Origin of the sequence: Burkholderia sp. Bp9004, assembly GCF_003858025.1 — a bacterium.
Classification (GTDB): Bacteria; Pseudomonadota; Gammaproteobacteria; order Burkholderiales; family Burkholderiaceae; genus Burkholderia; species Burkholderia diffusa.
Genome location: NZ_QTQD01000005.1, coordinates 208,313 through 231,515, shown reverse-complemented (window position 1 = coordinate 231,515; position 23,203 = coordinate 208,313). Strand labels below are relative to the sequence as shown.

General features: G+C 68.5%; 21 protein-coding genes. 14 read left to right on the top strand and 7 right to left on the bottom strand.

What is annotated here, in order from left to right:
* The first annotated feature begins 125 nt into the window (after nt 1–125).
* From DIE08_RS08805 to DIE08_RS08765, 9 genes are all read left to right on the top strand, one after another.
* Nucleotides 126–1,619 (top strand): efflux transporter outer membrane subunit, encoded by a 1,494-nt coding sequence (locus tag DIE08_RS08805; protein ID WP_124901633.1) that lies wholly within the window; start codon nt 126–128, stop codon nt 1,617–1,619.
* Nucleotides 1,616–2,689 (top strand): HlyD family secretion protein, encoded by a 1,074-nt coding sequence (locus DIE08_RS08800; protein ID WP_124901632.1) that lies wholly within the window; start codon nt 1,616–1,618, stop codon nt 2,687–2,689. Before DIE08_RS08805 ends, DIE08_RS08800 begins: the two co-directional genes overlap by 4 nt.
* On the top strand, nt 2,686–5,508 hold the full coding sequence (gene rbbA / locus DIE08_RS08795; protein ID WP_124901631.1) for a ribosome-associated ATPase/putative transporter RbbA: 2,823 nt from the start codon (nt 2,686–2,688) through the stop codon (nt 5,506–5,508). The genes DIE08_RS08800 and rbbA overlap by 4 nt, the downstream gene beginning before the upstream one ends.
* A gap of 2 nt (nt 5,509–5,510) precedes the next feature.
* Complete coding sequence (locus DIE08_RS08790; protein WP_124901630.1) at nt 5,511–6,635, top strand: ABC transporter permease; 1,125 nt, start codon at nt 5,511–5,513, stop codon at nt 6,633–6,635.
* 156 nt (nt 6,636–6,791) lie between these two features.
* On the top strand, nt 6,792–7,013 hold the full coding sequence (locus DIE08_RS08785; protein WP_059602720.1) for a DUF2964 family protein: 222 nt from the start codon (nt 6,792–6,794) through the stop codon (nt 7,011–7,013).
* Nucleotides 7,010–8,146: an ABC transporter permease gene (locus tag DIE08_RS08780; RefSeq protein ID WP_124901629.1), complete on the top strand. Its 1,137-nt coding sequence runs from the start codon at nt 7,010–7,012 to the stop codon at nt 8,144–8,146. Before DIE08_RS08785 ends, DIE08_RS08780 begins: the two co-directional genes overlap by 4 nt.
* Complete coding sequence (locus tag DIE08_RS08775; RefSeq protein WP_174919943.1) at nt 8,143–8,847, top strand: ABC transporter ATP-binding protein; 705 nt, start codon at nt 8,143–8,145, stop codon at nt 8,845–8,847. Before DIE08_RS08780 ends, DIE08_RS08775 begins: the two co-directional genes overlap by 4 nt.
* Nucleotides 8,844–9,929, top strand: a complete 1,086-nt coding sequence (locus DIE08_RS08770) for an HlyD family secretion protein (RefSeq protein ID WP_124901628.1) — start codon at nt 8,844–8,846, stop codon at nt 9,927–9,929. Before DIE08_RS08775 ends, DIE08_RS08770 begins: the two co-directional genes overlap by 4 nt.
* Nucleotides 9,907–11,397, top strand: coding sequence for an efflux transporter outer membrane subunit (locus DIE08_RS08765; RefSeq protein WP_124901627.1), 1,491 nt, complete (start codon nt 9,907–9,909; stop codon nt 11,395–11,397). The genes DIE08_RS08770 and DIE08_RS08765 overlap by 23 nt, the downstream gene beginning before the upstream one ends.
* A 62-nt stretch (nt 11,398–11,459) precedes the next feature.
* On the opposite strand, the gene DIE08_RS08760 is transcribed toward DIE08_RS08765, so the two are convergent.
* A complete protein-coding gene (locus tag DIE08_RS08760) occupies nt 11,460–11,909 on the bottom strand; it encodes a hypothetical protein (RefSeq protein ID WP_124901626.1) in 450 nt (149 codons plus the stop codon).
* Nucleotides 11,910–12,182: 273 nt separating this feature from the next.
* On the opposite strand from DIE08_RS08760, the gene DIE08_RS08755 reads away from it, so the two are divergent.
* Nucleotides 12,183–13,586 carry an MBL fold metallo-hydrolase RNA specificity domain-containing protein gene (locus tag DIE08_RS08755; protein WP_124901625.1) on the top strand — a complete coding sequence of 468 codons (1,404 nt, stop codon included), beginning with the start codon at nt 12,183–12,185 and terminating at the stop codon, nt 13,584–13,586.
* Between the two features lie 94 nt (nt 13,587–13,680).
* On the opposite strand, the gene DIE08_RS08750 is transcribed toward DIE08_RS08755, so the two are convergent.
* The 5 genes from DIE08_RS08750 to DIE08_RS08730 are packed head-to-tail and all read right to left on the bottom strand — an operon-like array spanning nt 13,681 to nt 18,829.
* Nucleotides 13,681–14,721 (bottom strand): zinc-dependent alcohol dehydrogenase family protein, encoded by a 1,041-nt coding sequence (locus DIE08_RS08750; protein WP_124901624.1) that lies wholly within the window; start codon nt 14,719–14,721, stop codon nt 13,681–13,683.
* A complete protein-coding gene (locus tag DIE08_RS08745; protein WP_124901623.1) occupies nt 14,718–15,749 on the bottom strand; it encodes a bifunctional enoyl-CoA hydratase/phosphate acetyltransferase in 1,032 nt (343 codons plus the stop codon). Before DIE08_RS08745 ends, DIE08_RS08750 begins: the two co-directional genes overlap by 4 nt.
* The gene (locus DIE08_RS08740) at nt 15,746–17,566 is read right to left on the bottom strand and encodes an alpha/beta hydrolase (protein WP_124901622.1); all 1,821 of its coding nucleotides are present in this window, start codon (nt 17,564–17,566) and stop codon (nt 15,746–15,748) included. Before DIE08_RS08740 ends, DIE08_RS08745 begins: the two co-directional genes overlap by 4 nt.
* The gene (locus DIE08_RS08735) at nt 17,563–18,309 is read right to left on the bottom strand and encodes a beta-ketoacyl-ACP reductase (protein WP_124901621.1); all 747 of its coding nucleotides are present in this window, start codon (nt 18,307–18,309) and stop codon (nt 17,563–17,565) included. Before DIE08_RS08735 ends, DIE08_RS08740 begins: the two co-directional genes overlap by 4 nt.
* Nucleotides 18,299–18,829 (bottom strand): hypothetical protein, encoded by a 531-nt coding sequence (locus DIE08_RS08730; RefSeq protein ID WP_124625278.1) that lies wholly within the window; start codon nt 18,827–18,829, stop codon nt 18,299–18,301. The genes DIE08_RS08735 and DIE08_RS08730 overlap by 11 nt, the downstream gene beginning before the upstream one ends.
* Nucleotides 18,830–19,019: 190 nt before the next feature.
* On the opposite strand from DIE08_RS08730, the gene DIE08_RS08725 reads away from it, so the two are divergent.
* The 4 genes from DIE08_RS08725 (at nt 19,020) to DIE08_RS08710 (ending at nt 22,470) form a co-directional block, all read left to right on the top strand.
* Nucleotides 19,020–19,859 carry a universal stress protein gene (locus DIE08_RS08725; protein ID WP_059602684.1) on the top strand — a complete coding sequence of 280 codons (840 nt, stop codon included), beginning with the start codon at nt 19,020–19,022 and terminating at the stop codon, nt 19,857–19,859.
* A gap of 8 nt (nt 19,860–19,867) precedes the next feature.
* Nucleotides 19,868–21,067: an acetate/propionate family kinase gene (locus DIE08_RS08720; protein WP_124901620.1), complete on the top strand. Its 1,200-nt coding sequence runs from the start codon at nt 19,868–19,870 to the stop codon at nt 21,065–21,067.
* 69 nt (nt 21,068–21,136) lie between these two features.
* Nucleotides 21,137–21,640 carry a universal stress protein gene (locus DIE08_RS08715; RefSeq protein ID WP_124901619.1) on the top strand — a complete coding sequence of 168 codons (504 nt, stop codon included), beginning with the start codon at nt 21,137–21,139 and terminating at the stop codon, nt 21,638–21,640.
* On the top strand, nt 21,637–22,470 hold the full coding sequence (locus tag DIE08_RS08710) for a universal stress protein (protein ID WP_124901618.1): 834 nt from the start codon (nt 21,637–21,639) through the stop codon (nt 22,468–22,470). The genes DIE08_RS08715 and DIE08_RS08710 overlap by 4 nt, the downstream gene beginning before the upstream one ends.
* Before the next feature lie 54 nt (nt 22,471–22,524).
* Here the strand turns inward: DIE08_RS08710 and DIE08_RS08705 are convergent, their stop codons facing one another.
* Nucleotides 22,525–22,995 (bottom strand): universal stress protein, encoded by a 471-nt coding sequence (locus DIE08_RS08705; protein ID WP_124901617.1) that lies wholly within the window; start codon nt 22,993–22,995, stop codon nt 22,525–22,527.
* Between the last annotated feature and the right edge of the window lie 208 nt (nt 22,996–23,203).

Here is a 23,203-nt window from a genome sequence, read left to right as displayed (position 1 = left end):
CGCCCAAGTGACACAGATCAAGGGGAAACCCGGCATTCGTCGGATATAAGTGAATCCGAATCGGCGACGCCTGGAGGGCTGCGCCATCCCGTATTCCTGCATTTTCGTATTCGACGAGGCATCCCATGCGCGCTGCCGCGCCTCCCGTTCGCTTTCATCCTGCCGCCATGCGGCGCCTGCGTGCCATTGCGCTCGCGGCGGGCATGGGGCTGCTGTCGGGCTGCCTGTCGCTTGCGCCACCGGACGAGCGTCCGGTCGCGCCGATTCCCGCATCCTTTCCGGATCCTTCCGCCGACGCGACAGCGGCGGCGCCCGTGCCCGAGTGGCAGGCTTACTTCGTCGACGCGCGCCTGCGCGCGTTGATCGGGCAGGCGCTCGCCAACAACCGGGATCTGCGCGCGGCGGTTGCACGCGTCGAGCAGGCTCGCGCGGTCTACGGCATCCGCAGCGCGGATCAATGGCCGACGATCGGTGCGGGCGCGGCCTATGCACGGTTTCGCACGCCGGGCGGCTTCCTCTCCCCGGCGCCCGTCATCGGCCAGGTCTATGAAGTCCAGCTGGCCGAGACGCAATGGGAGATCGATTTCTGGGGCCGCGTGCGCAACCTGAAAGCAGCGGCGCTCCAGCGCTACCTCGCGAGTGATGCGGCCCGGCAGGCGGTGACGCTGAGCGTCGTCACCGGCGTAGCGGACGCGTATCTGACGCTGTGCGAGATCGACGAACGCATCGCGCTGACCCGCGCGACGATCGACACACGCCGAGAATCGCTGCGGATTTTCCGGCTCCGTCACGCGGCCGGCGCGATCTCGCGCCTCGACCTGACGCAATCGGAGATCCTGCTGCAGCAGGCGGAATCGCTCGGCGTCCAGTTGCAGCAAGCCCGCGCGGCGGCGGCCGATGCGCTGGCGTTGCTCGTCGGTGCGCCGCCCGCGCTGGCCGCCACGCCGCTCGCGCTGAACGACGGTGCGGTGCTGCCGTCGCTCGCCCCCGGCCTGCCTTCGTCGCTGCTGACCCGGCGTCCGGACGTGATCGCGGCGGAGCATGAACTCGAGGCGACCCGCGCGAACATCGGCGCGGCGCGCGCGGCATTCTTTCCGCGCATCGCATTGACGAGCGCGATCGGTTCGGGAAGCAGCGCGCTGCATGACCTGCTGTCGTCCGGAGCGGGCGTGTGGTCGGTGATTCCCAACGTCACGCTGCCGCTCGTCGACGGCGGCCGCAATCGGTCGAATCTCGCGCTCTCGCACGCGCAACGCGACGAGGCGCTCGCGCAGTACGAGAAGACGCTGCAGCGCGCGTTCCGTGACGTGTCCGATGCGCTCGCGGCGCGCCACTGGCTGGCCGATCAGGTCGCCATCGAGCGCGCCACGCTGGCGTCGCAGGCCGAGCGCGCACGCCTCGCGAAGCTGCGCTACGACAGCGGGGCGACCCGCTTCCTCGAAGTGCTCGATGCGCAACGGGACCTGATGAACGCCGAGCAGCAGCTGGTCATGACCCGTCGTGCGCTGCTCTCGAGCCGCGTCGCGCTGTACGGCGCGCTCGGCGGCGGCGTGATCGACACCGGCAAGACCGCCGCGGCAACGGTTCCCCTTTCGACAGACTCGGACAACACACCATGAAAACCATCCCGCGCCCTCTTCTGATCGGTGTCGGTGCGGCCGTGCTCGCGATCGGCCTCGCGTACTACGGGTGGACGCGCTGGCGCGACGGCCAGACGGATGCGGGGCTCGTCAGCGGCAACGGCCGCATCGAGGCGACCGAAATCGACGTCGCGACCAAGCTGCCGGGACGCGTCACCGCCATGCTCGTCGACGAAGGCGACTTCGTGACGGCCGGCCAGCCGCTCGCCCGCATGGACGTCGTCGTGCTGCAGGCGCAGCTCGACGAGGCACGGGCGCGGGAGCAGCAGGCGGTGAACACCGCGGCAAGCATCGACGCGCAGGTCGCGCAGCGCCGCAGCGACAAGGCCGCGGCCGCGGCCGTCGTCGTGCAGCGGGAAAGCGAGCTGGATGCGGCCTCGCGGCGGCTCGCGCGGTCCGAAACGCTGTCGCGCGACGGGGCGTCATCGATGCAGGAACTGGACGACGATCGCGCGCGCGCCGGCAGCCTGCGCGCGACGGTGAACGCCGCACGCGCCCAGGTGGAAGCGGCCCAGGCCGCCGTCGACGCAACCCGGGCCCAGCTCGTCGCGGCGCGCTCGGCCGTGACGGCCGCGCAGGCGACCGTGGCGCGCGTGCAGGCCGACATCTCGGACAGCGAACTGACGTCGCCGCGCGACGGGCGCGTCCAGTACCGGATTGCCGAGTCGGGCGAAGTCCTGCCGGCAGGCGGCAAGGTGCTCAACGTCGTCGACCTGTCCGACGTCTACATGACGTTCTTCCTGCCCGAAGCGGTCGTCGGCCGGGTCCCGCTCGGCGCCGACGTGCGGATCGTGCTCGATGCGGCACCGGAATACGTGATTCCCGCGCGCGTGTCCTATGTGTCGAGCACCGCGCAGTTCACGCCGAAGACGGTCGAGACGGCCACCGAGCGGCAGAAGCTGATGTTCCGGGTCAAGGCGCGCATCGATCGCGATCTGTTGCAGCGCCACCTGAAACTCGTGAAGACCGGGTTGCCGGGCGTCGCGTGGCTGAAGACCGATCCGCACGCGGGCTGGCCGGATCGCCTCGCGATCAGGGTGCCGCAATGAATGCGACGACGCCCGTCGAGACGGATGCGGGATCGATCGACGGTTCGCCGGTGTCGGCCGATCCGCGCATGGTCGCCCGGCTGTCCGGCGTCTCGCTGCGCTACGGCGACAAGTACGCGCTCGACGACGTGACCCTCGACATCCCCGCCGGCTGCATGATCGGGCTGATCGGGCCGGACGGCGTCGGCAAGTCGAGCCTGCTCGCGCTCGTGTCCGGCGCGCGCGCGATCCAGCAGGGCCGCGTATGGACGCTCGACGGCGACCTGTCGTCGCGCCGTCATCGCGCACGCGTATGCCGGCGCATCGCCTACATGCCGCAAGGCCTCGGCCGGAACCTGTACGCGACGCTGTCGGTCGAGGAAAACCTGCAGTTCTTCGCGAGACTGTTCGGCCACGATGCCGCGGAGCGCCGCCGCCGGATCGACGCGCTGACACGCAGCACCGGCCTGCAGCCGTTCCTGGATCGCCCGGCCGGCAAGCTGTCCGGCGGCATGAAGCAGAAACTCGGCCTGTGCTGCGCGTTGATCCATGATCCCGACCTGCTGATCCTGGACGAACCGACGACCGGCGTCGATCCGCTGTCGCGCGCGCAGTTCTGGGAGCTGATCGGACGCATTCGCGCCGCCCGCCCGGCGATGAGCGTGCTGGTCGCCACCGCGTACATGGACGAGGCTCGACGTTTCGACCGGCTGATCGCGATGGACGCGGGCCGCGTGCTGGCAACCGGCAGCCCCGGCGAGCTGCTCGAACGCACCGGTTGCGACACGCTGGAAGCCGCGTTCATCGCGTTGCTGCCGGAGGCCCGCCGGCGCGGACACCAGCCGGTCGTGATCGAGCCGTTCCAGCCCGATCAGGCGGCCGGCTACGCGATCGAGGCCGACGCGCTGACGATGCGGTTCGGCGATTTCGTCGCGGTCGACCACGTGAGCCTGCAGATCCGCCGCGGCGAAATCTTCGGCTTTCTCGGCTCCAACGGCTGCGGCAAGTCGACGACCATGAAGATGCTCACCGGCCTGCTGCCCGCGTCGGAAGGTACGGCGACGCTGTTCGGCCGGCCGATCACCGCGAACGACATCGACACGCGCAGGCGCGTCGGCTACATGTCGCAAGGGTTTTCGCTCTATGGCGAACTGACCGTCCGGCAAAACCTCGTGCTGCACGCGCGCCTGTTCGGCGTACCGGAATCGGATGTACCCGCACGCGTGACCGAAATGATCGCGCGCTTCGGACTCACGGACGCACTCGACGCGCTGCCCGAGCGCCTGCCGCTCGGGATGCGGCAGCGGCTGTCCCTCGCGGTGGCGATGGTGCACAAGCCCGAGTTGCTGATCCTGGACGAGCCGACGTCGGGCGTGGACCCGGTCGCGCGGGACGACTTCTGGCGGCTGATGATCGAGCTCGCGCGCAACGATCGCGTCACCATCTTCATCTCGACGCACTTCATGAACGAGGCCGCGCGGTGCGACCGCATCTCGCTGATGCATGCGGGCCGCGTGCTCGCGAGCGCCGCGCCCGAGGAACTGGTGCGCCTGCGCGGCGCGGCCACGCTCGAGGACGCGTTCATCGGCTATCTGAGCGACGCGCAGAAAGCGGATGGCGCGGGCGGTTCGGACGGCACGGCGGCCGATGCGCCGTCCGACGCCGGCTGGCTCGCCGCGCCGCCCGCTGCGGCCGGCGCCGGCCATGCGGCCGCATGGTTCAGCCCGGCGCGCGCCGGCAGCTATCTGTGGCGCGAAGTGCTGGAACTGAGGCGCGACCCGTTGCGCGCGACGCTGGCGCTGTTCGGCTCGCTCGTGCTGATGTGCGTGATCAGCATCGGGATCAGTCTCGACGTCGACAACCTGACGTTCGCGGTGCTCGACCGCGATCAGTCGATCCTGAGCCAGGACTATGCGCAGAATCTCGCCGGTTCCCGCTATTTCGTGCCGCGCGCACCGCTCGCGGACGACCGCGACATCGAGCGCCGCATGCGCAACGGCCAGCTGTCGCTCGCGCTCGAGATCCCGCCCGGTTTCGCGCGCGACGTCGCGCGGGGCCGCCGCGTGGAGATCGGCGCATGGGTCGATGGCGCGATGCCGATGCGCGCGGAAACGATCCGCGGCTACGTGGCCGGCATGCACGAAAACTGGCTGCGCGACCAGGCGAAGCGCCGGCTCGGCGTGTCGCTCGTCCCGGCCGTGGACATCGCGATCCGCTATCGCTACAACCCCGACGTCAAGAGCCTGCCGGCGATGATTCCGGCGATCATGCCGATGCTGCTGCTGATGCTGCCCGCGATGCTGACCGCGCTCGCCGTCGTGCGGGAACGCGAGCTCGGGTCGATCGTCAACCTCTACGTGACACCCGTCACGCGGGCCGAATTCCTGCTCGGCAAGCAGGCGCCGTACGTCATGCTGGCCATGTTGAACTTCCTGCTGATGGTCGTGCTGGCCGACGTCGTGTTCGGCGTGCGGATCAAGGGCAGTTTCGCGACGCTGGCGGCCGCGGTGCTGATATTCAACGTCGTGGCCACCGGCATCGGGCTGTTCGCGTCGACGTTCACCCGCAGCCAGATCGCCGCAATCTTCATGACGATCGTCGGCACGCTGATTCCCGTCGTGCAGTTTTCGGGCCTGCTCACGCCGCTGTCGTCGCTCGAGGGCAGCGGCAAGTGGATCGGCACCGTCTATCCGGCCACCTACATGCTCGCGATCAGCCGCGGCGTCTACAACAAGGCGCTCGGGCTGGCCGACCTGTCGTCCCAGTTCTGGCCGATGCTCGCGGCCGTGCCGGTCATCCTGGTCATGACCGGCGTGCTGTTGCGCAAGCAGGAGCGCTGACCATGTCCCGCCTGCTCGTCGTTTTCCGGCTCGGGGTCAAGGAACTGTGGAGCCTCGCTCGCGACCCGATCCTGCTCGCGCTCATCATCTATACGTTCAGCGCGTCGATCTACGTCGCCGCCACCGCCCGCCCGGAAACGCTGCACAAGGTGCCGATCGCGATCGTCGACGAGGATGCGTCGCCGCTGTCGGCGCGCATCGCGGCGGCGTTCTTCCCGCCGCAATTCGCACCGCCGCCGATCGTCGACGCCGGCGCGGCCGATCGCGGGCTGGACAACGGCGACTACACATTCTCGCTCGACATTCCGCCCGACTTCCAGCGCGACGTGCTCGCCGGCCGCCACGCGACGGTCCAGCTCAACGTCGATGCGACCCGCATGACGCAGGCGTTCACCGGCGGCGGTTACGTCCAGCAGATCGTGGCGGGCGAGATCGATGCCTTCGTGCGGCGCCATCGCGGCACGTCCTTGCCGCCCGTCGATCTCGCGATGCGGATGCGCTTCAACCCGAATCTCGACGAAGTCTGGTTCGGCGCGCTGATGGAGCTGATCAACAACGTGACGATGCTGTCGATGATCCTCACCGGGGCCGCGCTGATTCGCGAGCGCGAGCACGGCACGATCGAGCATCTGCTCGTCATGCCGGTGACCGCGGCGGAAATCATGCTCGCGAAGGTCTGGTCGATGGGGCTCGTCGTCGCGGCGGCGGCAGTCGCGTCGCTGACGCTCGTCGTGGGCGGCGCGCTGCACGTGCCGATTCCCGGGTCCGTGCCGCTGTTCGTGGCCGGCATGGCGTTGCACCTGTTCGCGACCACGTCGATGGGGATCTTTCTCGCGACGCTCGTGCGCAGCATGCCGCAGTTCGGCATGCTGCTCGTCCTCGTGCTGCTGCCGCTGCAACTGCTGTCGGGCGGACTGACGCCGCGCGAAAGCATGCCGCCCGTCGTGCAGGACATCATGCTGGCCGCGCCGACCACCCATTTCGTCGAGCTCGCGCAGCGCATCCCGTATCGCGGCGCCGGGCTCGATGCGGTGTGGACCCAGTTTGCCGCGCTGTTCGCGATCGGCTGCGTGCTGTTCCTGCTGTCGCTCACGCGATTCCGCAAGACGATTGGTCAGATGACTTGATCGACGCGTCGCGCCCGTGACACCGGAATTTGTCCGTTGATACAGATCAATCGTGCCGGAGCGCGGCACGCGATCATGACGCCATGTCTTGCGCAACCAGTGGCAGCTACGTTGACGGCAACGCCGTCCACGGCGGCCGCTTCCCGGGAGAACGTCATGATGGGCCTGCCATACCGAAGCGCGCTTGCGACGCTCTGCGTGTTCATCGCGCTCGCTTCGCTGCTGGGCGTCGTGCATGCGATGCTGATCGACGAGACGGTCGTTCCGTACGCGATCATTGCGCTGGTGTCGGGCATCGTCGCGTTCATCGCGCAGCTCGATCCCGCGTCGTCCGGACATCAGCGGCACGGACCGGACGCGCTGGATTCGTCATCGTGAACGGTATCCTCCGTCTCGCGTTCAAGCTGCTCGTCAACGACAGTGCGAAATTCACCGCGTTGACCGTCGGCATCACCTTCTCGGTGCTGCTGATGATCGAGATGACGTCGCTATTCGCCGGCATCCTGAACAAGTCGTCGGCGTCGGTCATCAATATTGGCGCGAAGGTCTGGGTGATGGACCCGGCCGTGAAGACGATCGCGAACAGCATCGGCATGCCCGACTACGTGCTCGACGCCGTGCGCAGCATCGACGGCGTCAAGTATGCGGTGCCGCTCTATTCCGGCGGCGCGCTCGTCAAGCTGCGTTCCGGCACCTACCAGGCCGTGACGGTCGTCGGCCTCGACGACGCCAGCCTGTTCGGCCGCCCGACGATGCTGCAGGGCCGCATCGAGGACATCTACGCGGAAAACGGCTTCATCGCGATTCAGGATCCCGAGTTTCGGAAGCTCGAGAATCCGTCCGTCGGCACCGATTTCGAACTGAACGACCATCGCGGCGTGATCGTCGGTATCGCGAAGGTCGCCGCGAGCGGCCTGTTCGGCACGCCGACGCTCTACACCACGTACGCGCGTGCGATCCGCTATATTCCGTCGCCGCGCTTCACGACCTCGTACATCCTCGTCGAGCCGAAGTCGGATGCGGACGTTGCACACATCAAGGCGGTGGTGACGTCGCTCGGCTATCGCGCGTACACGCGCGACGAATTCATCGCGCAGATCGCGCGCTTCTACAAGTACGAGACGGGCCTCGGCACCAACATCATGCTGATGACGATCATCAGCTTCATCATCGGCCTGTCGATTTCAGGGCAGACGTTCTACGCGTTCATCCTCGAGAACCTGGACAAGTTCGGCGCGCTGAAGGCGATCGGCGCGAAGAGCCGCGAGCTGGTCGCGATGATCCTGTTCCAGGCGACCTTCACCGCGCTGACCGGCTACGGTATCGGCGTCGGGCTGTGCGTGCTGATGATCACGGTCGCCAAGCTGAGGATTCCGGACTACGCGGCGCTCATCACTTACGGCAACCTGTCGCTCGCGTTCGGCATGGTGGTCGTGATCGCAACGATCTCGAGCTATCTCGGCGTGCGGCGCGTGCTGCGCATCGAGCCGTTCGACATCTTCCGGGGCTGACGATGGCCGGCATCGCGATCGACGCGCGCGGCGTCAGCAAATGGTTCGGCGAAGGCGATGCACGCACGCAGGCGCTGCGCGACGTATCGATCCAGGCGAACTTCGGCGAGATGCTGCTGATCGTCGGGCCGTCCGGTAGCGGCAAGACCACGCTGCTCAGCGTGATCTCGGGCATCCTTCGGCCCGACGACGGCTCAGTGTCGATCGACGGCGTCGATCTGTGGGCGCAGTCGAACGATTCGATCGCCGATTTCCGGCTGAACCGGATCGGCTTCGTGTTCCAGGACTACCACCTGTTCCCGCGGCTCACCACTGCGGAAAACGTCGCGATCCCGCTGATCCTGAAGCGCCGGCCGTGGGACGACGCGATCAAGGAAGCGCACACGTACCTGGATGTCGTCGGGCTCGCGAACCGCGCGCAACTGCCGCCCGTCAAGCTGTCCGGCGGCGAGCAGCAGCGCGTCGCGATCGCGCGCGCGATCGTCAGCCAGCCCGACCTGCTGATCCTCGACGAGCCCACCGCGTCGCTCGACGGCGACACGGGCCGCATGATCATCGACTTCGTCAAGCACAAGGTACTGAGCGACACGCGCTGCATCGTGATCGTCACGCACGACGCGCGGATCTTCGAATACGCGGATCGCATCCTGCGGATGGAAGACGGCAGGCTGAACGGAATCGAGCGCGGAGGTGCGCGATGAAGCACCGCCTCGTGTTCGTGCTGGCCGTGCTCGGCTTCCTGGCAAGCGTCGCCGCCGCGTGGCTCTACAGCCGCCAGGAGCCGCCGCAGCCGCCGGTATTCAAGCCGGCCGCCAATCCGTACGTGCGCGGCGTCTATGCGAACGGCATCGTCGAGAGCGAGCAACCGGCCGGCGCGAACGTGAACGTCTATCCGGACGTCTCGGGCGCAGTGACGCGCATCCTCGTGCACGACGGCGATCCGGTGAAGGCCGGCGACGCGTTGCTGACGATCGACGACGCGATACAGCGCGCCACCGCCGCCCAGCTCGCGGCGCAGGCCGACGCGGCCGTCGCCCTGCTCGACGAACTGAAGGCACAGCCGCGCCGCGAGGTGCTCGACGTGGCCAGTGCGCAGACCGCGGCCGCGCAGGCGAGCCTGAAGCTCGCCCAGGACCAGTACGACAAGCAGCGGCACGCGTACGACATCGATCCGAAGGCGGTGAGCCGCGACGCACTCGACACGGCCGCGAACGCGGCGCGCGTCGCGGCGGCCAACCTGGACGTCGTGACACGGCAGTATCGCCTGACGAAAGCCGGTGCCTGGGGCTACGACGTGCGCAACCAGGAAGCGCAGGCCATCGCGCTGCGACGCGCGGCGGATGCGGCGGCCGCCCTGCTCGCCCGCTACACGCTGCGCGCGCCGGCCGACGGGACCGTTCTGGCGATGAACGCGGCGGTCGGGGCCTACCTGAACTCGCAGGGGCTCTACGACACCTATACGCGGGGCAGCACACCGGTCGTGGTGCTCGGCACACCGGCCGACCAGCTGCAGGTGCGCTGCTACATCGACGAAATCCTGATCCACCAGCTACCCGATCTGCATGCGTTGAAGGCGCACATGTTCGTGCGCGGCACGTCGGTCGAGGCCGATCTCCAGTTCGTGCGCGTGCAGCCGTACGTCACGCCGAAGATCGAGCTGTCCGACCAGCGCACCGAGCGCGTCGACGTGCGCGTGCTGCCGGTCATTTTCCGTATCGTGCCGAACAGGAACGTGCGGCTGTTTCCCGGGCAGATCGTCGATGTCTACGTCGCAGGCAAATAACGGAGCGCGTCGCGCACCCGCGCTGCGCCGCGGAGCCGGCGCGCTGGCCGTCGCCGTGCTGCTCGCCGGATGCACGGTCGGGCCGAATTTCGTCCCGCCGCCCGCGCCGCGCGTCGCGCACTTCGTGCCGCCCGACGATCCGGGCGCGGCGTCCGGCCCCTGGACCGGCGATGGACGGACGCAGGCCTTGTCGGCGGACACGGCGCTCACGCGCGACTGGTGGACGCGCATCGGCAGCCGCGCGATCGACTCGACCGTCGACGAAGCACTAACCGGCAGCCCGACGCTCGATCTCGCCGAAGCGACGCTGCGGCGCAGCGAGCACGCGCTGCGGGCCGGCCAGGGGATCTTCTTTCCGCAGGTGGATGCACAGGCCGGCGCGTCGCGCCAGCGCGCCACGCCGCTGCGCACCGGCCAGGCATTGCCGGCATCGATCTTCAACCTGTTCACGCTGTCGGCGACGGTCAGCTACACGCTCGACCTGTGGGGCGGCGAACGGCGCCAGGTCGAAGCGCTCAAGGCCGACGTCGATGCGCAACGGCAGGCGCTGGCGGGCGCGTATCTGATGCTGACCGCGAACGTCGTCAATACGATGGTCGCGCGCGCGGCCTATCACGACGAAGCCGCGGCGACGCGCGAGATGATCGGCCTGCTCGACGAGCAGATTCGTCTGACGCGCGTACAGGTGGCGGCCGGCGCGGCGGCCTACGTCGCGGTGCTGACGCTGGAATCGCAGCGGGCATCGCTCGAGGCGACACTGCCCGCGCTCGACCAGAAGCGTGCGCAGGCCGACGATCTGCTCGCGCTGCTGGCCGGCCGCTACCCGGTCGACTGGCGGACGCCGGACCTGTCGCTCGACGGGATCGAATTGCCCGCCAGCCTGCCGGACACGGCGCCGTCGTCGCTGGTGCGCCGCCGCCCCGACATTCTGCGGGCCGAAGCCGAACTGCACGTGGCCAGCGCACAGGTCGGTGTCGCGACGGCCGCGCTCTACCCGAACCTCACGCTGTCCGCATCGGGCGGGTTCGAAAGCGTCGTCGCCGGCACGCTGTTCGCGCCGGCCAGCCGCGCATGGAGTGTCGGCGCCGGGCTCGCCGCGCCGATCTTTCATGGCGGCACGCTGCTGAACCAGCGGCGCGCCGCGCAGGATGCGTACGACGAAGCCGATGCGACCTATCGGCAGGTCGTCCTGTCGGCGTTCTCGCAGGTGGCCGACACGTTGCGCGCGCTTGCGAACGACGCGGCGGCGCTCGATGCGCAGGCGCGCGCAATGGCCGCGGCCCGTGACGCGCTGAAACTCACGCAAGCCGGTTACGACGCGGGGATCGCCGGCTACGTCCAGTTGCTGGTCGCCGACGTGCAATACCATCAGGCGCGGATTGCGTGGCTGCAAACGGTCGCGCAGCGCCTGCAGGACACGGTCGCGTTCTACGTCGCGCTCGGCGGCGGCTGGGGCGACGCGGGCTGACACGCGCGCCGCACGGGCATTCAGCTCCGTTTTCAGGCCCATTCAAGCCCGTCTGGCCCCATTCAGCCCGTCTGCGCCGCGACGTCGGGCCGCTGCCACGGCGGCAATTCCGCCCAGCCGAGCGGCCCGTAGACGGTGCCGCCGGCGGCCTCGATCCTTTCGACGAACGTGGCGAGCGTCGCTCCGGCCGGCACGGTCAGCGTCAACGCATCGACGAAATCCTCGCTGCGCAGCCATGGCGCCGCGCCGTGGTTGATCTGCTGGACGCTCCACGCGTGCCCGTGCCGCCCGGCCTCGGGCGGCAAAAGACTCGGCGCGTCGAACGCGACCCGGAGCAATTGCGCGCGCGAATAGCTGTACGGCGGTTTCGCGGCATTCTGGTACGGCACGTCCGCCCAGCGCTCGCCGCATTGCTCGTCGAGCGGCAAGCATGTGAACCACGCCCACGGCGAGCGGACGAAGCACAGCCGGTAAAGGGGCCCGGCGCCATCCAGATTGGCGATCAACGTCATGATGGGTTCATCCCGAAAGACTCGTGATGCCGATACGCATCGCGCGCACGGCATGCGCGGATAACGGGTCACGACACGACACCGCATGCGCGCACGAAATCACTATCCTGCCGCCGCCGCGGCTCGCAGTTGATCGTCGTCAAACCGGGCGCCGTCGGGGAATCTCGCCCGGACGGCATGGTGATCCCTCAATTCCTGATTTCGGTCAACCGCTGCCCGCGCGTTCGGAATCTAATCGACTTACTGTTCCGTCGACTTCCGGTGAGGCAATCCATGAAACTGACATTTCTCGGCGCGACCGAGACGGTGACCGGCTCGAAGTATCTGGTCGAGCACGGCGGCCGGCGCGTCCTGGTCGATTGCGGCCTGTTCCAGGGGACGAAGAACCTGCGGCTGCGCAACTGGGGAGCGCTGCCGCTCGCGCCCGACACGCTGAGTGCGGTCGTGCTCACGCACGCGCACATCGATCACAGCGGCTATCTTCCGGTGCTGGTACGCGAAGGCTATCGCGGGCCGGTGTACTGCACGGCGGCCACGGCCGAACTCTGCGACATCATGCTGCGCGACAGCGCGCGGCTGCAGGAAGAGGAAGCCGACTTCGCGAACCGGCACGGTTACTCGAAGCATCATCCGGCGCAACCGCTCTACACGCTGGACGATGCGCAGCGCGCGCTACGCCTGCTGAAGCCCGTCGCCTTCGACGAATGCACGGCGCTTGGCGGCAGCCTGTCGTTCCGCCTGCTCCCGGCCGGGCACATCCTCGGCGCGGCGAGCGTCGTGATGCACTGGGACCACAAGGTGCTCGCGTTCTCGGGCGACCTCGGCCGGTATCACGACCCGATCATGCAGCCGCCGCGCCCGCCCGCGCATGCGGACTATCTGGTCGTGGAATCGACATACGGCGACCGGCTCCATCCGACGTCGGATCCCGAGAACGAACTGGCCGCGATGTTCGACAAGACCTTCGCGCGCGGCGGGGTCGTCGTGATGCCCTGCTTCACCGTCGGCCGCGCGCAGGAAATCCTGCACTACATCGCGCGGCTCAAGGCGTCCGGCCGCATGGCGCGCGTCCCGGTGTTCCTCGACAGCCCGATGGCGACGGACGTGACCGAGATCTATCGTCACCATATCCTCGAGCACCGCCTGACCGTCTCCGACGCGAATGCGCTCGGCCACGCGGCGACGATGATCCGCTCGGTCGACCAGTCGAAGGCGATTGCCGAACACCACGGCCCGATGGTCATCATCGCCGGCAGCGGGATGGCGACGGGCGGGCGCGTGCTGCATCACCTGACCCGCTATGCGCCCGATGCGCGCAACACGATCGCGCTGGTCGGCTATCAGGCCGCCGGCACGCGTGGCGCGGCGCTGGCGGCGCACGAGCCGACGCTGAAGATTCATGGCGAGTACGTCCGCGTGCGCGCTCAGGTCGAGTCGATCACGACGCTGTCGGCCCATGGCGACTACGAAGAGATTCTGAAGTGGCTCGGCACGATGCAGTGCGCGCCCGTGCGGACGTTCGTCACGCATGGCGAACCCGCTGCTGCGGACGCCATGCGCCGCCGCATCTCGGAGAACCTGCACTGGCGGTGCGAGGTGCCGACCTACGGGCAGTGCGTCGATCTGGACGAGGCTGAATCAAGCAACACGCAGGAACCCGCCGCGCTGTCGTCCTGACTGCCGGCGAATTGCCGACGAATCGCGGGCGAAATGCCCGCCGCGCGTGACGGGAGGCGGAGGCCACCGGTTCCCGCCGCGCACGGCCCGGCAATCAGCCGACTTCGATGATGACCTTCAACGCATGGGTTTGCGCGGCGCGCCCGAACGTGTCGTACGCGCGTTCCACGTCGTCGAGCGAGAACCGGTGCGTGATCAGGCGCGCCGGATCGAGGCGTCCGGCGCCCACGGTTTTCAGCAGCATCGGCGTGCTGACCGTGTCGACGAGCCGCGTCGTGATCGAGATGTTGCGATCCCACAGCTTCTCGAGGTGCAGGTCGGCCTTGACACCGTGCACGCCGACGTTCGCGACGACCCCGCCGGGTGCCACGAGCGACGTGCACATCTCGAACGTCGCCGGAATGCCGACCGCTTCGATCGCGCAATCCACGCCCACGCCGTCGGTCAGCTTCATGACTTCCGCCACCGGGTCGCCGCCGCTGCCGTCGAAGCAGTCGGTCGCGCCGAAACGCCGTGCAACCTCGAGCCGGTTGCTGTCCGGATCGATCATGATGACCCGCGCGGGCGAATAGAACTGCGCGGTCAGCAACGCGGCCAGCCCGATCGGCCCCGCGCCGACGATCGCGACCGAGCAGCCCGGCTGCACCTTGCCGTTCAGCACGCCGCATTCGAATCCGGTCGGCAGGATGTCGGACAGCATCACGAGCGCGTCCTCGTCCGAACCGGCCGGAATCCGGTACAGGCTGGTCGGCGCATGCGGGATGCGCACGAACTCGGCCTGCGTGCCGTCGATCCGGTTGCCGAGTATCCAGCCGCCGGTCGTGCAATGCGAATACAGTCCGCGACGGCAATACTCGCAGCGGCCGCACGACGAGATGCACGAAATCAGCACGTGATCGCCCGGCTTCAACGAATCAACCGCGGCGCCGACCTGCTCGACGATACCGACGCCTTCATGACCGAGAATGCGGCCCGGTTCGCACGTCGGCACGTCGCCCTTGAGAATGTGCAGATCGGTGCCGCAGATCGTCGTGCGCGTCACGCGGACGATCGCGTCGGTGGGCGACTGCAGTTCCGGTTTGGGCCGCCGTTCGAGCGCCTTGCGCCCTGGGCCGTGGTAAACGAGTGCTTTCATCGCGATTCCTCCATCGAAAGGGGGGCCTGTTCAGGCATGGGGGCGGCGTCAGGCCGGACCTGTGCCAGCAACACCGCGAGCGCACACGAGGCGACCCGGACGGCGACGCCGTCGGCGCGGCTCGTCAGCACGATCGGCACGCGCGCGCCCACGACGACGCCCGCGTTGGCGGCACCGCCCAGGTATTCGAGCTGTTTCGCGAGCATGTTGCCCGCTTCGATATCGGGCACGACCAGGATGTCGGCACGGCCGGCAACCGGCGAGTCGATTCCCTTCTCGCGCGCGGCCCGCAGCGATATCGCGTTGTCGAACGCGAGCGGGCCGTCGACGATCGCCCCCGTGATCTGCCCGCGCTCGGCCATCTTCGCCAGCGCCGCCGCGTCGAGCGTCGAGCGCATCGCCGGATTGACGGTCTCGACCGCGCACAGCACGGCCACGCGCGGGCACGCAACGCCCAGCGCATGCGCGACGTCGATCGCGTTCTGCGTGATGGCCGCCTTCTGCGCGAGATCCGGTGCGATATTGACGGCCGCGTCGGTCAGCAGGAACGGGCGCGGATAGGCGGGCGCCTCGATCAGGAAACAGTGAGACATGCGCTTGTCCGTGCGCAGGCCCGATTCCGCGGCGACGACCGCGCCCATCAGCTCGTCGGTATGCAGGCTGCCCTTCATCAGCGCGCCGACGCGGCCCGACTTCGCGAGCGCCACCGCCCGGGCCGCCGCCGCGTGGCTGTGCGGCACGTCCTCGATCGTCCATTTCGACAGATCGACGCTCGCCTCGTCCGCCACGCGCAACACCTTCGCACGCGGCGCGACGATCAGCGGCTCGATCGACGCGCCCAACGGCGACGCATTGATCGCGGCAAGCGCGACGAGACTGGCCGTGTCGCACGGATGCACGACGGCCACCGTCAGCGGCGGCGCGTGGCGCGCACGCTCGATCAGTTCGGGAAGTTCGCCGTCCGCGCGCGGCAACAGCCCGGGCAGGCACGCGCCAACGGACACATCCGGATGCAGGTTCATGTTCATGTCTCGAGCACGTACGTGCCAGGTGCGGCGCCGAAGCCGGCGGCCGGCACCCGCGCCGGCACGTCGCCCGACGAATGCGCGCGCAACCAGTCGCGCCAGCATGCCCACCACGAACCGTCGACCGCGGGTGTTTCGCTCACGAAATCGTGCCGGCTGCGATAAGGCGCGCCGGGCGCGCGCGTCGCGCAGCGATAGTGGCGCCCCGGATGCCCGGGCTCGGACACGATGCCGGCATTGTGGCCGCCGGAGGTCAGCACGAACGTCAGCGCGTGGTGCGTGAGCAGATGCAGCTTGTAGACGGAATGCCAGGGCGACACGTGATCGCGTTCGGTCCCGACCACGAACGTCGGCACGTCGATATCCGACAGCGCGACCGGTCGCCCGTCGACGCAGTAGCGGCCGGCCGCGAGATCGTTGTCGAGAAAGAGCCGCGTCAGGTATTCCGTATGCATCCGATACGGCATGCGCGTGGTGTCCTCGTTCCACGACATCAGGTCATTCGGCTTGGTGCGCGTGCCGAGCAGGTATTCGCTCATCATGCGCGACCAGATCAGGTCGCGCGCGTTCAGCAGCTGGAACGCGGCGGACATCTGCGCGCCGTCCAGGTAGCCCTGCCGCCACATCAGCGCATCGAGCGCGGACAGTTCGCTCGCGTCGATGAAGAGGCCGAGTTCGCCAGGTTCGCTGAAATCGGTCTGCGCCGCCAGCAACGTGACGGACCGCAATGCGTCGTGCTGCCGCCCGTCGCGCGCGAGCGCCGCCGCAGCGATCGCCAGCAGCGTGCCGCCAAGGCAGTAGCCGACCGCGTGGACGGCTTCGCCGCAGGTCGACCGGACGGCGTCGAGCGCCGCCATGCACCCGTCACGCAGATAATCGTCGAGCCCGAGCTCGCGCGCCTCCGCGCCCGGATTGCGCCACGACACGGCAAACACCGTGTGGCCGGCATCGACCAGGAAGCGGATCAGCGAATCGTGCGGCTGCAGGTCGAGGATGTAGTACTTCATGATCCACGACGGCACGATCAGGATCGGCTCGCGTGCCACGGTGGGCGTCGTCGGGTCGTATTGCAGCAGCTCGCACAGCGCGTTGCGCCACACGACGCGGCCCGGCGTGATCGCCACGTCGCGCCCCGGCAGATAGCTGCGAGTGTCGCGGGCCCGCGTGCCGCTCGTGCGATCGAGCAACGCATTCGCGTCGTCCAGCCAGTGCCGGAAGCCTGCCGCGAGATTCGCGCCGCCGCTGCGCATCGTCGCGTCGAGCACGACCGGGTTGGTCGCCAGGAAATTGCCCGGCGAGCACGCGTCGAGCCACTGTCGCGCGATGAATCCGACCAGTTCCTCGTGGTGCCGTTCGACACCCGGCACGCCGCGCGTCGCGTCGCGCCACCAGCGCTGGATCGACAGGAAGACGTCGCGATACGCGCAAAACGGCCATCCGGCCCACGCGGGCGCGGCGAAGCGCGGGTCGGCCTGCCCGGCGTGCACGGCCAGACCGCTCGTGTCGGCCTCGTCGGCCTCGCCCTCGCCCCGGCTTGCGGCCGGTGCAGCGGCAGCCAGCCACGCCTGCGTCGCGAGCTCGAAGCATTTTCCCGGCGACACGGCCAGATGCGCGCCCCAGTCGAGCATGGCCAGCGCCATCGACGCGGGCGACAGCCCGAAGGTCATCGCGGCCACGTTCGCATGCGCGGCGCGGTTCCATTGTTCGGTGGGCGACGTGCGGACCGGCGTGCATTCGGCCGCGCGCGACGCCGGTTCGCTCGTACCCGTTGGCCGCATCGATTCGTGCTCGATCGGCAAGTGCATGACGGATGCTTTCATCGCATGTGCATGCCGCCGTTGACGTCGAATTCCGCGCCCGTCGCGAAAGCCCCCGCGTCGGAACACAGGAAGGCGACGAGCTCGGCGATTTCGTCAGGATTGCCAAGGCGGCCGACCGGAATCTGCGGCAGGATCTTCGTGTCGAGCACTTCCTTCGGCACCGTCTCGAGCATTGCGGTCGCCAGATAGCCAGGCGCAACCGTGTTGACCGTGACGCCGTGGCGCGCTAGCTCGAGCGCCAGCGCCTTCGTGAAGCCGTGGATGCCAGCCTTCGCGGCCGCGTAGTTCGTCTGCCCGTATGCGCCGCGCGAACCGTTCACCGAGCCGATGTTCACGATCCGCCCGAAGCCGGCCTCGATCATTCCCGGCACGAACGGCTTCGTCATGTTGAACATGCCGTCGAGATTGGTGCGCAGCACCGCATCCCACATGCTCTTGGTCATCTTCACGAAGGTGGCGTCGTGCGTGATCCCGGCATTGTTGACGAGCACGTCGACGCGCCCGAACTCGGCCAGCACGCGGGCCCCGCAATGCTGGCACGAATCGTAGTCGGCGACGTCGACCTCGAACGCGTGGAACGTCCTGCCCGCCTCGCGTTCGTGCGTGAGCCACGTCGCGACGTGGTCGTTGCCTTCGGTGTGCGACACCGCCACCGTCATGCCGGCATCGTGCAGGCGACGGCTGATCGCGGCGCCGAGCCCACCCATGCCTCCCGTGATGAACGCGACACGTTCAGCGCGCATGGCCGTTCTCCCGTGCGCCAGCCATGCCGTTCAGGCGGCGGGGGGCACCCGGCGCCGCGCCGGCCACGTCCTCGATCCCGCGTTCCAGTGCCGTCATCCAGTCTGCCCACGGCATGCTGGCTTCGTTGACCACGGCCAGTCGTTCCAGATCGGGCAACCAGTCGGTCTGATAACGCGACAGCGCGCCTGCGCCGCATTCGCGCGCCCAGGTGCGCCATGCGCCGGCGCTCTCGTATTGCGCTCGCATGCACAGCTCGGTGGCATCCTGCCAGATCGCGACGCTCGCGATCGCGTAGTCGCTCATCACCTGCCGGGCCGCCTCGCCGAAGGCCGTCCACTCCTTCGTGTCCGCAAGCGCCTGCTGCAGATGACGAACCGCGTCGCGGTCGCGCTCGATGCGCCGCCCTGCCAGCGCATGCCATTCATGCTGCCAGTCGCGGTTCTGCGCGACCATGCGCAACGCGAGATCGCAGCCCGCGCGGCAAACGTCATTCGGTGTCGTCAAAGCGTACGTACTCATCGGCTTTCCTCTTTCGATCCGGTCAATGGGTTGGCATTCCGCCACATGCCGCCTGCCCGGGATCGGCATCGCGACCGCTTCACTGTGCGGGCATCGCGCAAGGGGGCCGTTGATCTGAGTCAAGTACGCGGAAACCCTGCTCCGTAGACTGGATTGCACTGGCGGTTCCCCCGTCGATGGAGCGATCCCGATGAGCTACAAGAGCATAGTCGTGCACCTCGATTCGAGCGCCCGCGCGCATTCGCGGCTCGAGCTCGCGTTGCGTCTCGCCCGGCGCTTCGGTGCGCATCTGACCGGCCTGTACGCGGTCTACACACCGGAACCGCATTCGTTCTACGTGATGGCCGGGTCCGCCGATTACTTCCGTGAACACCGCGAACAGCGCGACGAACGGCTCGCCGCGCTGGAACGCCTGTTCCATGCGGAGACGGCCCGCGCGAAAGTGCAGGCCGCCTGGGTGCGTGCCGACGATCGCGCGAACCTGGCCGTGCCGCGTGCCGCACGCCTGGCCGACCTCGTGATCGCGGGCCAGAGCGACCCGAACGATCCCGAGACCTTCATCGACGACCAGTTTCCTGAAAACCTCGTGTTGTCCGCCGGTCGCCCGGTGCTGTTCGTGCCGTATACCGGCGAATTCCCGTCGATCGGCGAACGGGTGTTCGTCGCGTGGGACGGCAGCCGGGAAGCGGCCCGCGCCGCGCAGGACGCGATTCCCTTTCTCGAACACGCGAAGCGCACGACGGTCGCCGCCGTGATCGACGGCAATTCGGAAGCGGCAACCACGCGTATTCCGGCCGCCGACGCCGCGCTGATGCTGGCGCGCCATGCACGCGACGTGAACGTGCTCGATATCGATGCCGGCGCCGGCTCGGCGATCGGCGACACGTTGCTGTCGCGCGCTTATGAAACGGGTTCCGACCTGCTGGTGATGGGCGCCTACGGCCATCCGCGCTGGCGCGAGCTGGTGATGGGCGGCGCCACGCGCACTGTGCTGGCGTCGATGACGCTGCCAGTGCTGATGTCGCACTGAGCCGGCCGATGCGTACGCTCGCACTGCTCGTCGTGAATGCCGGTTCGTCGAGCGTCAAGTTCTCGATCTTCGCGTATCCGCCGCACGGCGATCCCGTGCGGCAGCCGTTGCACGGCGGCGAAGCGGTCGCGGCCGGCAACAGCGTGTCGATCCGGTTCGATGCCGATTCGGACGGTTCGCTGCCGCTCGTCGGGGGCGATCCCTACCGCGCCGTGCTCGCGCAGATCGCGATGTGGATTCGCGTACGGTTGCCGCACATCACGCTGGGCGCGATCGCACATCGCGTCGTACACGGCGGCGCGCGATACGTGGAGCCGATGGTCATCGACGGTGAAGCGCTGGACGCGCTGCGCACGCTGACGCCGCTGGCACCCTTGCATCAGCCGCACAGCCTGGATGCGATCGACGCGCTGCGCGACGCGTTTCCGGATGTCCCGCAGATCGCCGTGTTCGACACCGCGTTTCATCGCACGCTGCCGCGCGTCGAGCAGCTGCTGCCGTTGCCGCATGCGTGGTTCGACCAGGGCGTGCGCCGCTACGGATTCCATGGGCTGTCGTACGAATACCTGTCCATCGCGCTCGCCGAATCGTTCGGCGCACGTGCGCATGGCCGCGTGATCGCCGCCCATCTCGGCAGCGGCGCGAGCCTGTGCGCGCTGCGCGACTGCCGCAGCGTCGCGACGACCATGGGCTTCTCCGCGCTCGACGGATTGATGATGAGCACCCGCTGCGGGACGCTCGACCCTGGCGTCGTCCTCCACCTGCTCGAGGTCGGCAAGCTGTCCGGCGACGCACTGGGACACCTGCTGTATCACGAGTCGGGGCTCAAGGGCGTGTCGGGGGCATCCGGCGATCCGCGCGTGCTGCTCGCTTGCGAAGCGGCCGGCGACGAGCCGGCCCGCGACGCGCTGGCGCTGTACGTCCATCGCATCGTGCGTGAAACCGGCGCGCTGACCGCGCTGCTGGGCGGCCTCGACATGCTGGTCTTCACCGCCGGCATCGGCGAACACTCGGCGGAACTGCGCGAGCGGATCTGCGCGTCGCTCGGGTGGCTCGGCATCGCGCTCGACGCGCGCGCGAATGCCGCCCACGCGCATGTCGTGTCGTCCGCGTCGAGCGCGGTCACCGTGGTCGTCGAGCCGACCAACGAAGCGTGGGTCGCGGCGCGCGCCGCGGTGCGCGTGCTGCGCGGCAACCGCGACGGTTGATCCAGATCAGCGCGATCGGCGTGCGCGCGCCGATGATGATTGCATCAACATCCGTTCAGGGGACACGTCATGTACTCGAACATTCTGGTTGCGCTCGACGGCAGTGATACGTCGTCCCGCGCACTCGACGCCGCGCTGAACCTCGCGTCGGAGACGGGTGCACGGCTGACTCCCGTCTATGTCGTCGATTTCCTGGTGCCGGCGTACGACACGTACGGATACGACCCGTCGATCCTGATCGATGCATTCCGCGAGGAAGGGCTGCGCGTCACAGAAGACGCGGCGAAACGCATGAAAGCGCGCGACGTGGCCGGCACGCCGAGGATCTCCAATGTCGCGCCGGCGGGTGAAGACGTCGCGCAACACATCGTCGGTCTCGCCGGCGAGATCAACGCCGACCTGATCGTGATGGGCACGCACGGCCGGCGCGGTTTCCAGCGCCTCTTCCTCGGCAGCGTGGCCGAGCGCGTGCTGCGTCAGGCCAGGTGCCCGGTCCTGATGATTCCGGCGAGCAGCGCGGCGAAGGCGTCCGCCGAGACCACCGCGGCATCAACCGAAAAGGAGCCGTCATGAGCTACAAGACCCTGCTCGTTCATCTCGACGACAGCGAGCGCTGTGCGACGCGCGTCGACCTCGCCCTCGAACTCGCGGGACGCTGGAACGCCCATCTGATCGGCCTCTACGTGGTTTGCCAGGACCTCTTCGAGCCGTTGCGACGGCCCGACGAACCGCTGAAGCTGGCGGTCTACGAACGCCTGTGCGACCAGCGGCGCAAGGACGCGGAAGAAAGGTTCCTGATCGCCGCCGAACGCGCCGGGCGCAGCGTCGAATGGCAGGCGCCGACCGGCAACGTCACCGAGGCCGCGGTCCTGCATGCGCGCCACGCCGATCTGCTGGTGCTCGGCCAGGAGAACCCCGACGACCGCCTGACCTACGTCGCACGGCATTTCGTCGAGGACGTCGTGATGGGCAGCGGGCGCCCGGCGCTCGTCGTACCCTACGCGGGCGACGTGCGAACGCTCGGCGAGAACGTGCTGATCGGCTGGGACGGCGGGCGCGAGGCCGCGCGCGCGATGGCCGACGCACTGCCGCTGCTCACCCGCGCGCGCTTCGTCAACGTCGAGACGGTCGCCCGCGGGCAGCCCGATCCGGACAAGACGCCGGCGGGTGTCGACGTCGCCGCGTATCTCGAACGGCACGGCATTCGCGCCTCGTTCTCGACCACGCCGCGCGAACGGTCGGTGAGCGTGGGTGCGACGCTGCTGAACCGGGCGACCGACCTGCACGCGGATCTGCTGGTGATGGGCCTGTACAGCCATGCGCGCATGCACGAACGCGTGCTGGGCGGCGCGACGCGCACGATCCTCGAGACGATGACGGTGCCGGTCCTGCTGTCTCACTGAGCGAACCAAAACGGGGTCGGCCACTCGCGGCTGCCCCGTTTCCTGCTCCGACCGTCACAACATGCTGGCGCAGGCGCCCGGCCCCTCCCGTACGACCAGCACCGGCCGATTTGCGATTCGCACCAGCGATTCGGCGACGCTGCCGAGCAACGCACGGCGCACGCCGCGCCGGCCATGCGTGCCCATCACGATCAGATCCGCATCGCATTCGTCGGCGGCTCGCGCCAGCACGTCCGAGATGTCCTCTCCGCACGCGTCGATCGTTTGCGCGATGCCACGCACGCCGGACAGCTGGAACGCGGTTTCCGCGTCCGAGACCGCGACAGCGGCCCTGTCCGCGTCCAGTCCGGCCGGGTCGCGCTGGTCGATATAGCCGCTGTCGACGTCGGCCAGCCGCGGCGCATCCGATACCACGCACATGGCGATGACCAGGCTGCCCGAATCGCGGGCGAGCGAAATCGCCTCGTCGAGCGCGAGCCGCGCACTGCGGCTGCCGTCGAGTGCCACAAAGATCCTTTGGTACATGGTGCCTCCCTGCCGTCGTCCGGGTTCGACCGGTTCGTGAAACCAGTCTGATCCCGGCGGGCGCCTTTCCGTTGACACGGGTCAAGCACGCACGGTGCCGCCCGTACGCATCGGTCCTGATTGGCGAACGTAAGGAAAGCGCGCACAATCCGGGGCGATATCGCAGTTGCGGCCCGCCCCGCTGTTCGTGCCTCGCGTCCGGCCCGCC

Excerpts from the sequence above, each read along its gene's own strand:
- DIE08_RS08805 (WP_124901633.1), top strand. The coding sequence starts at position 126 with ATGCGCGCTGCCGCGCCTCCCGTTCGCTTTCATCCTGCCGCCATGCGG.
- DIE08_RS08800 (WP_124901632.1), top strand. The coding sequence starts at position 1,616 with ATGAAAACCATCCCGCGCCCTCTTCTGATCGGTGTCGGTGCGGCCGTG.
- rbbA (WP_124901631.1), top strand. The coding sequence starts at position 2,686 with ATGAATGCGACGACGCCCGTCGAGACGGATGCGGGATCGATCGACGGT.
- DIE08_RS08790 (WP_124901630.1), top strand. The coding sequence starts at position 5,511 with ATGTCCCGCCTGCTCGTCGTTTTCCGGCTCGGGGTCAAGGAACTGTGG.
- DIE08_RS08785 (WP_059602720.1), top strand. The coding sequence starts at position 6,792 with ATGATGGGCCTGCCATACCGAAGCGCGCTTGCGACGCTCTGCGTGTTC.
- DIE08_RS08770 (WP_124901628.1), top strand. The coding sequence starts at position 8,844 with ATGAAGCACCGCCTCGTGTTCGTGCTGGCCGTGCTCGGCTTCCTGGCA.
- DIE08_RS08765 (WP_124901627.1), top strand. The coding sequence starts at position 9,907 with ATGTCTACGTCGCAGGCAAATAACGGAGCGCGTCGCGCACCCGCGCTG.
- DIE08_RS08760 (WP_124901626.1), bottom strand. The coding sequence starts at position 11,909 with ATGACGTTGATCGCCAATCTGGATGGCGCCGGGCCCCTTTACCGGCTG.
- DIE08_RS08755 (WP_124901625.1), top strand. The coding sequence starts at position 12,183 with ATGAAACTGACATTTCTCGGCGCGACCGAGACGGTGACCGGCTCGAAG.
- DIE08_RS08750 (WP_124901624.1), bottom strand. The coding sequence starts at position 14,721 with ATGAAAGCACTCGTTTACCACGGCCCAGGGCGCAAGGCGCTCGAACGG.
- DIE08_RS08745 (WP_124901623.1), bottom strand. The coding sequence starts at position 15,749 with ATGAACATGAACCTGCATCCGGATGTGTCCGTTGGCGCGTGCCTGCCC.
- DIE08_RS08740 (WP_124901622.1), bottom strand. The coding sequence starts at position 17,566 with ATGAAAGCATCCGTCATGCACTTGCCGATCGAGCACGAATCGATGCGG.
- DIE08_RS08735 (WP_124901621.1), bottom strand. The coding sequence starts at position 18,309 with ATGCGCGCTGAACGTGTCGCGTTCATCACGGGAGGCATGGGTGGGCTC.
- DIE08_RS08730 (WP_124625278.1), bottom strand. The coding sequence starts at position 18,829 with ATGAGTACGTACGCTTTGACGACACCGAATGACGTTTGCCGCGCGGGC.
- DIE08_RS08725 (WP_059602684.1), top strand. The coding sequence starts at position 19,020 with ATGAGCTACAAGAGCATAGTCGTGCACCTCGATTCGAGCGCCCGCGCG.
- DIE08_RS08720 (WP_124901620.1), top strand. The coding sequence starts at position 19,868 with ATGCGTACGCTCGCACTGCTCGTCGTGAATGCCGGTTCGTCGAGCGTC.
- DIE08_RS08715 (WP_124901619.1), top strand. The coding sequence starts at position 21,137 with ATGTACTCGAACATTCTGGTTGCGCTCGACGGCAGTGATACGTCGTCC.
- DIE08_RS08710 (WP_124901618.1), top strand. The coding sequence starts at position 21,637 with ATGAGCTACAAGACCCTGCTCGTTCATCTCGACGACAGCGAGCGCTGT.
- DIE08_RS08705 (WP_124901617.1), bottom strand. The coding sequence starts at position 22,995 with ATGTACCAAAGGATCTTTGTGGCACTCGACGGCAGCCGCAGTGCGCGG.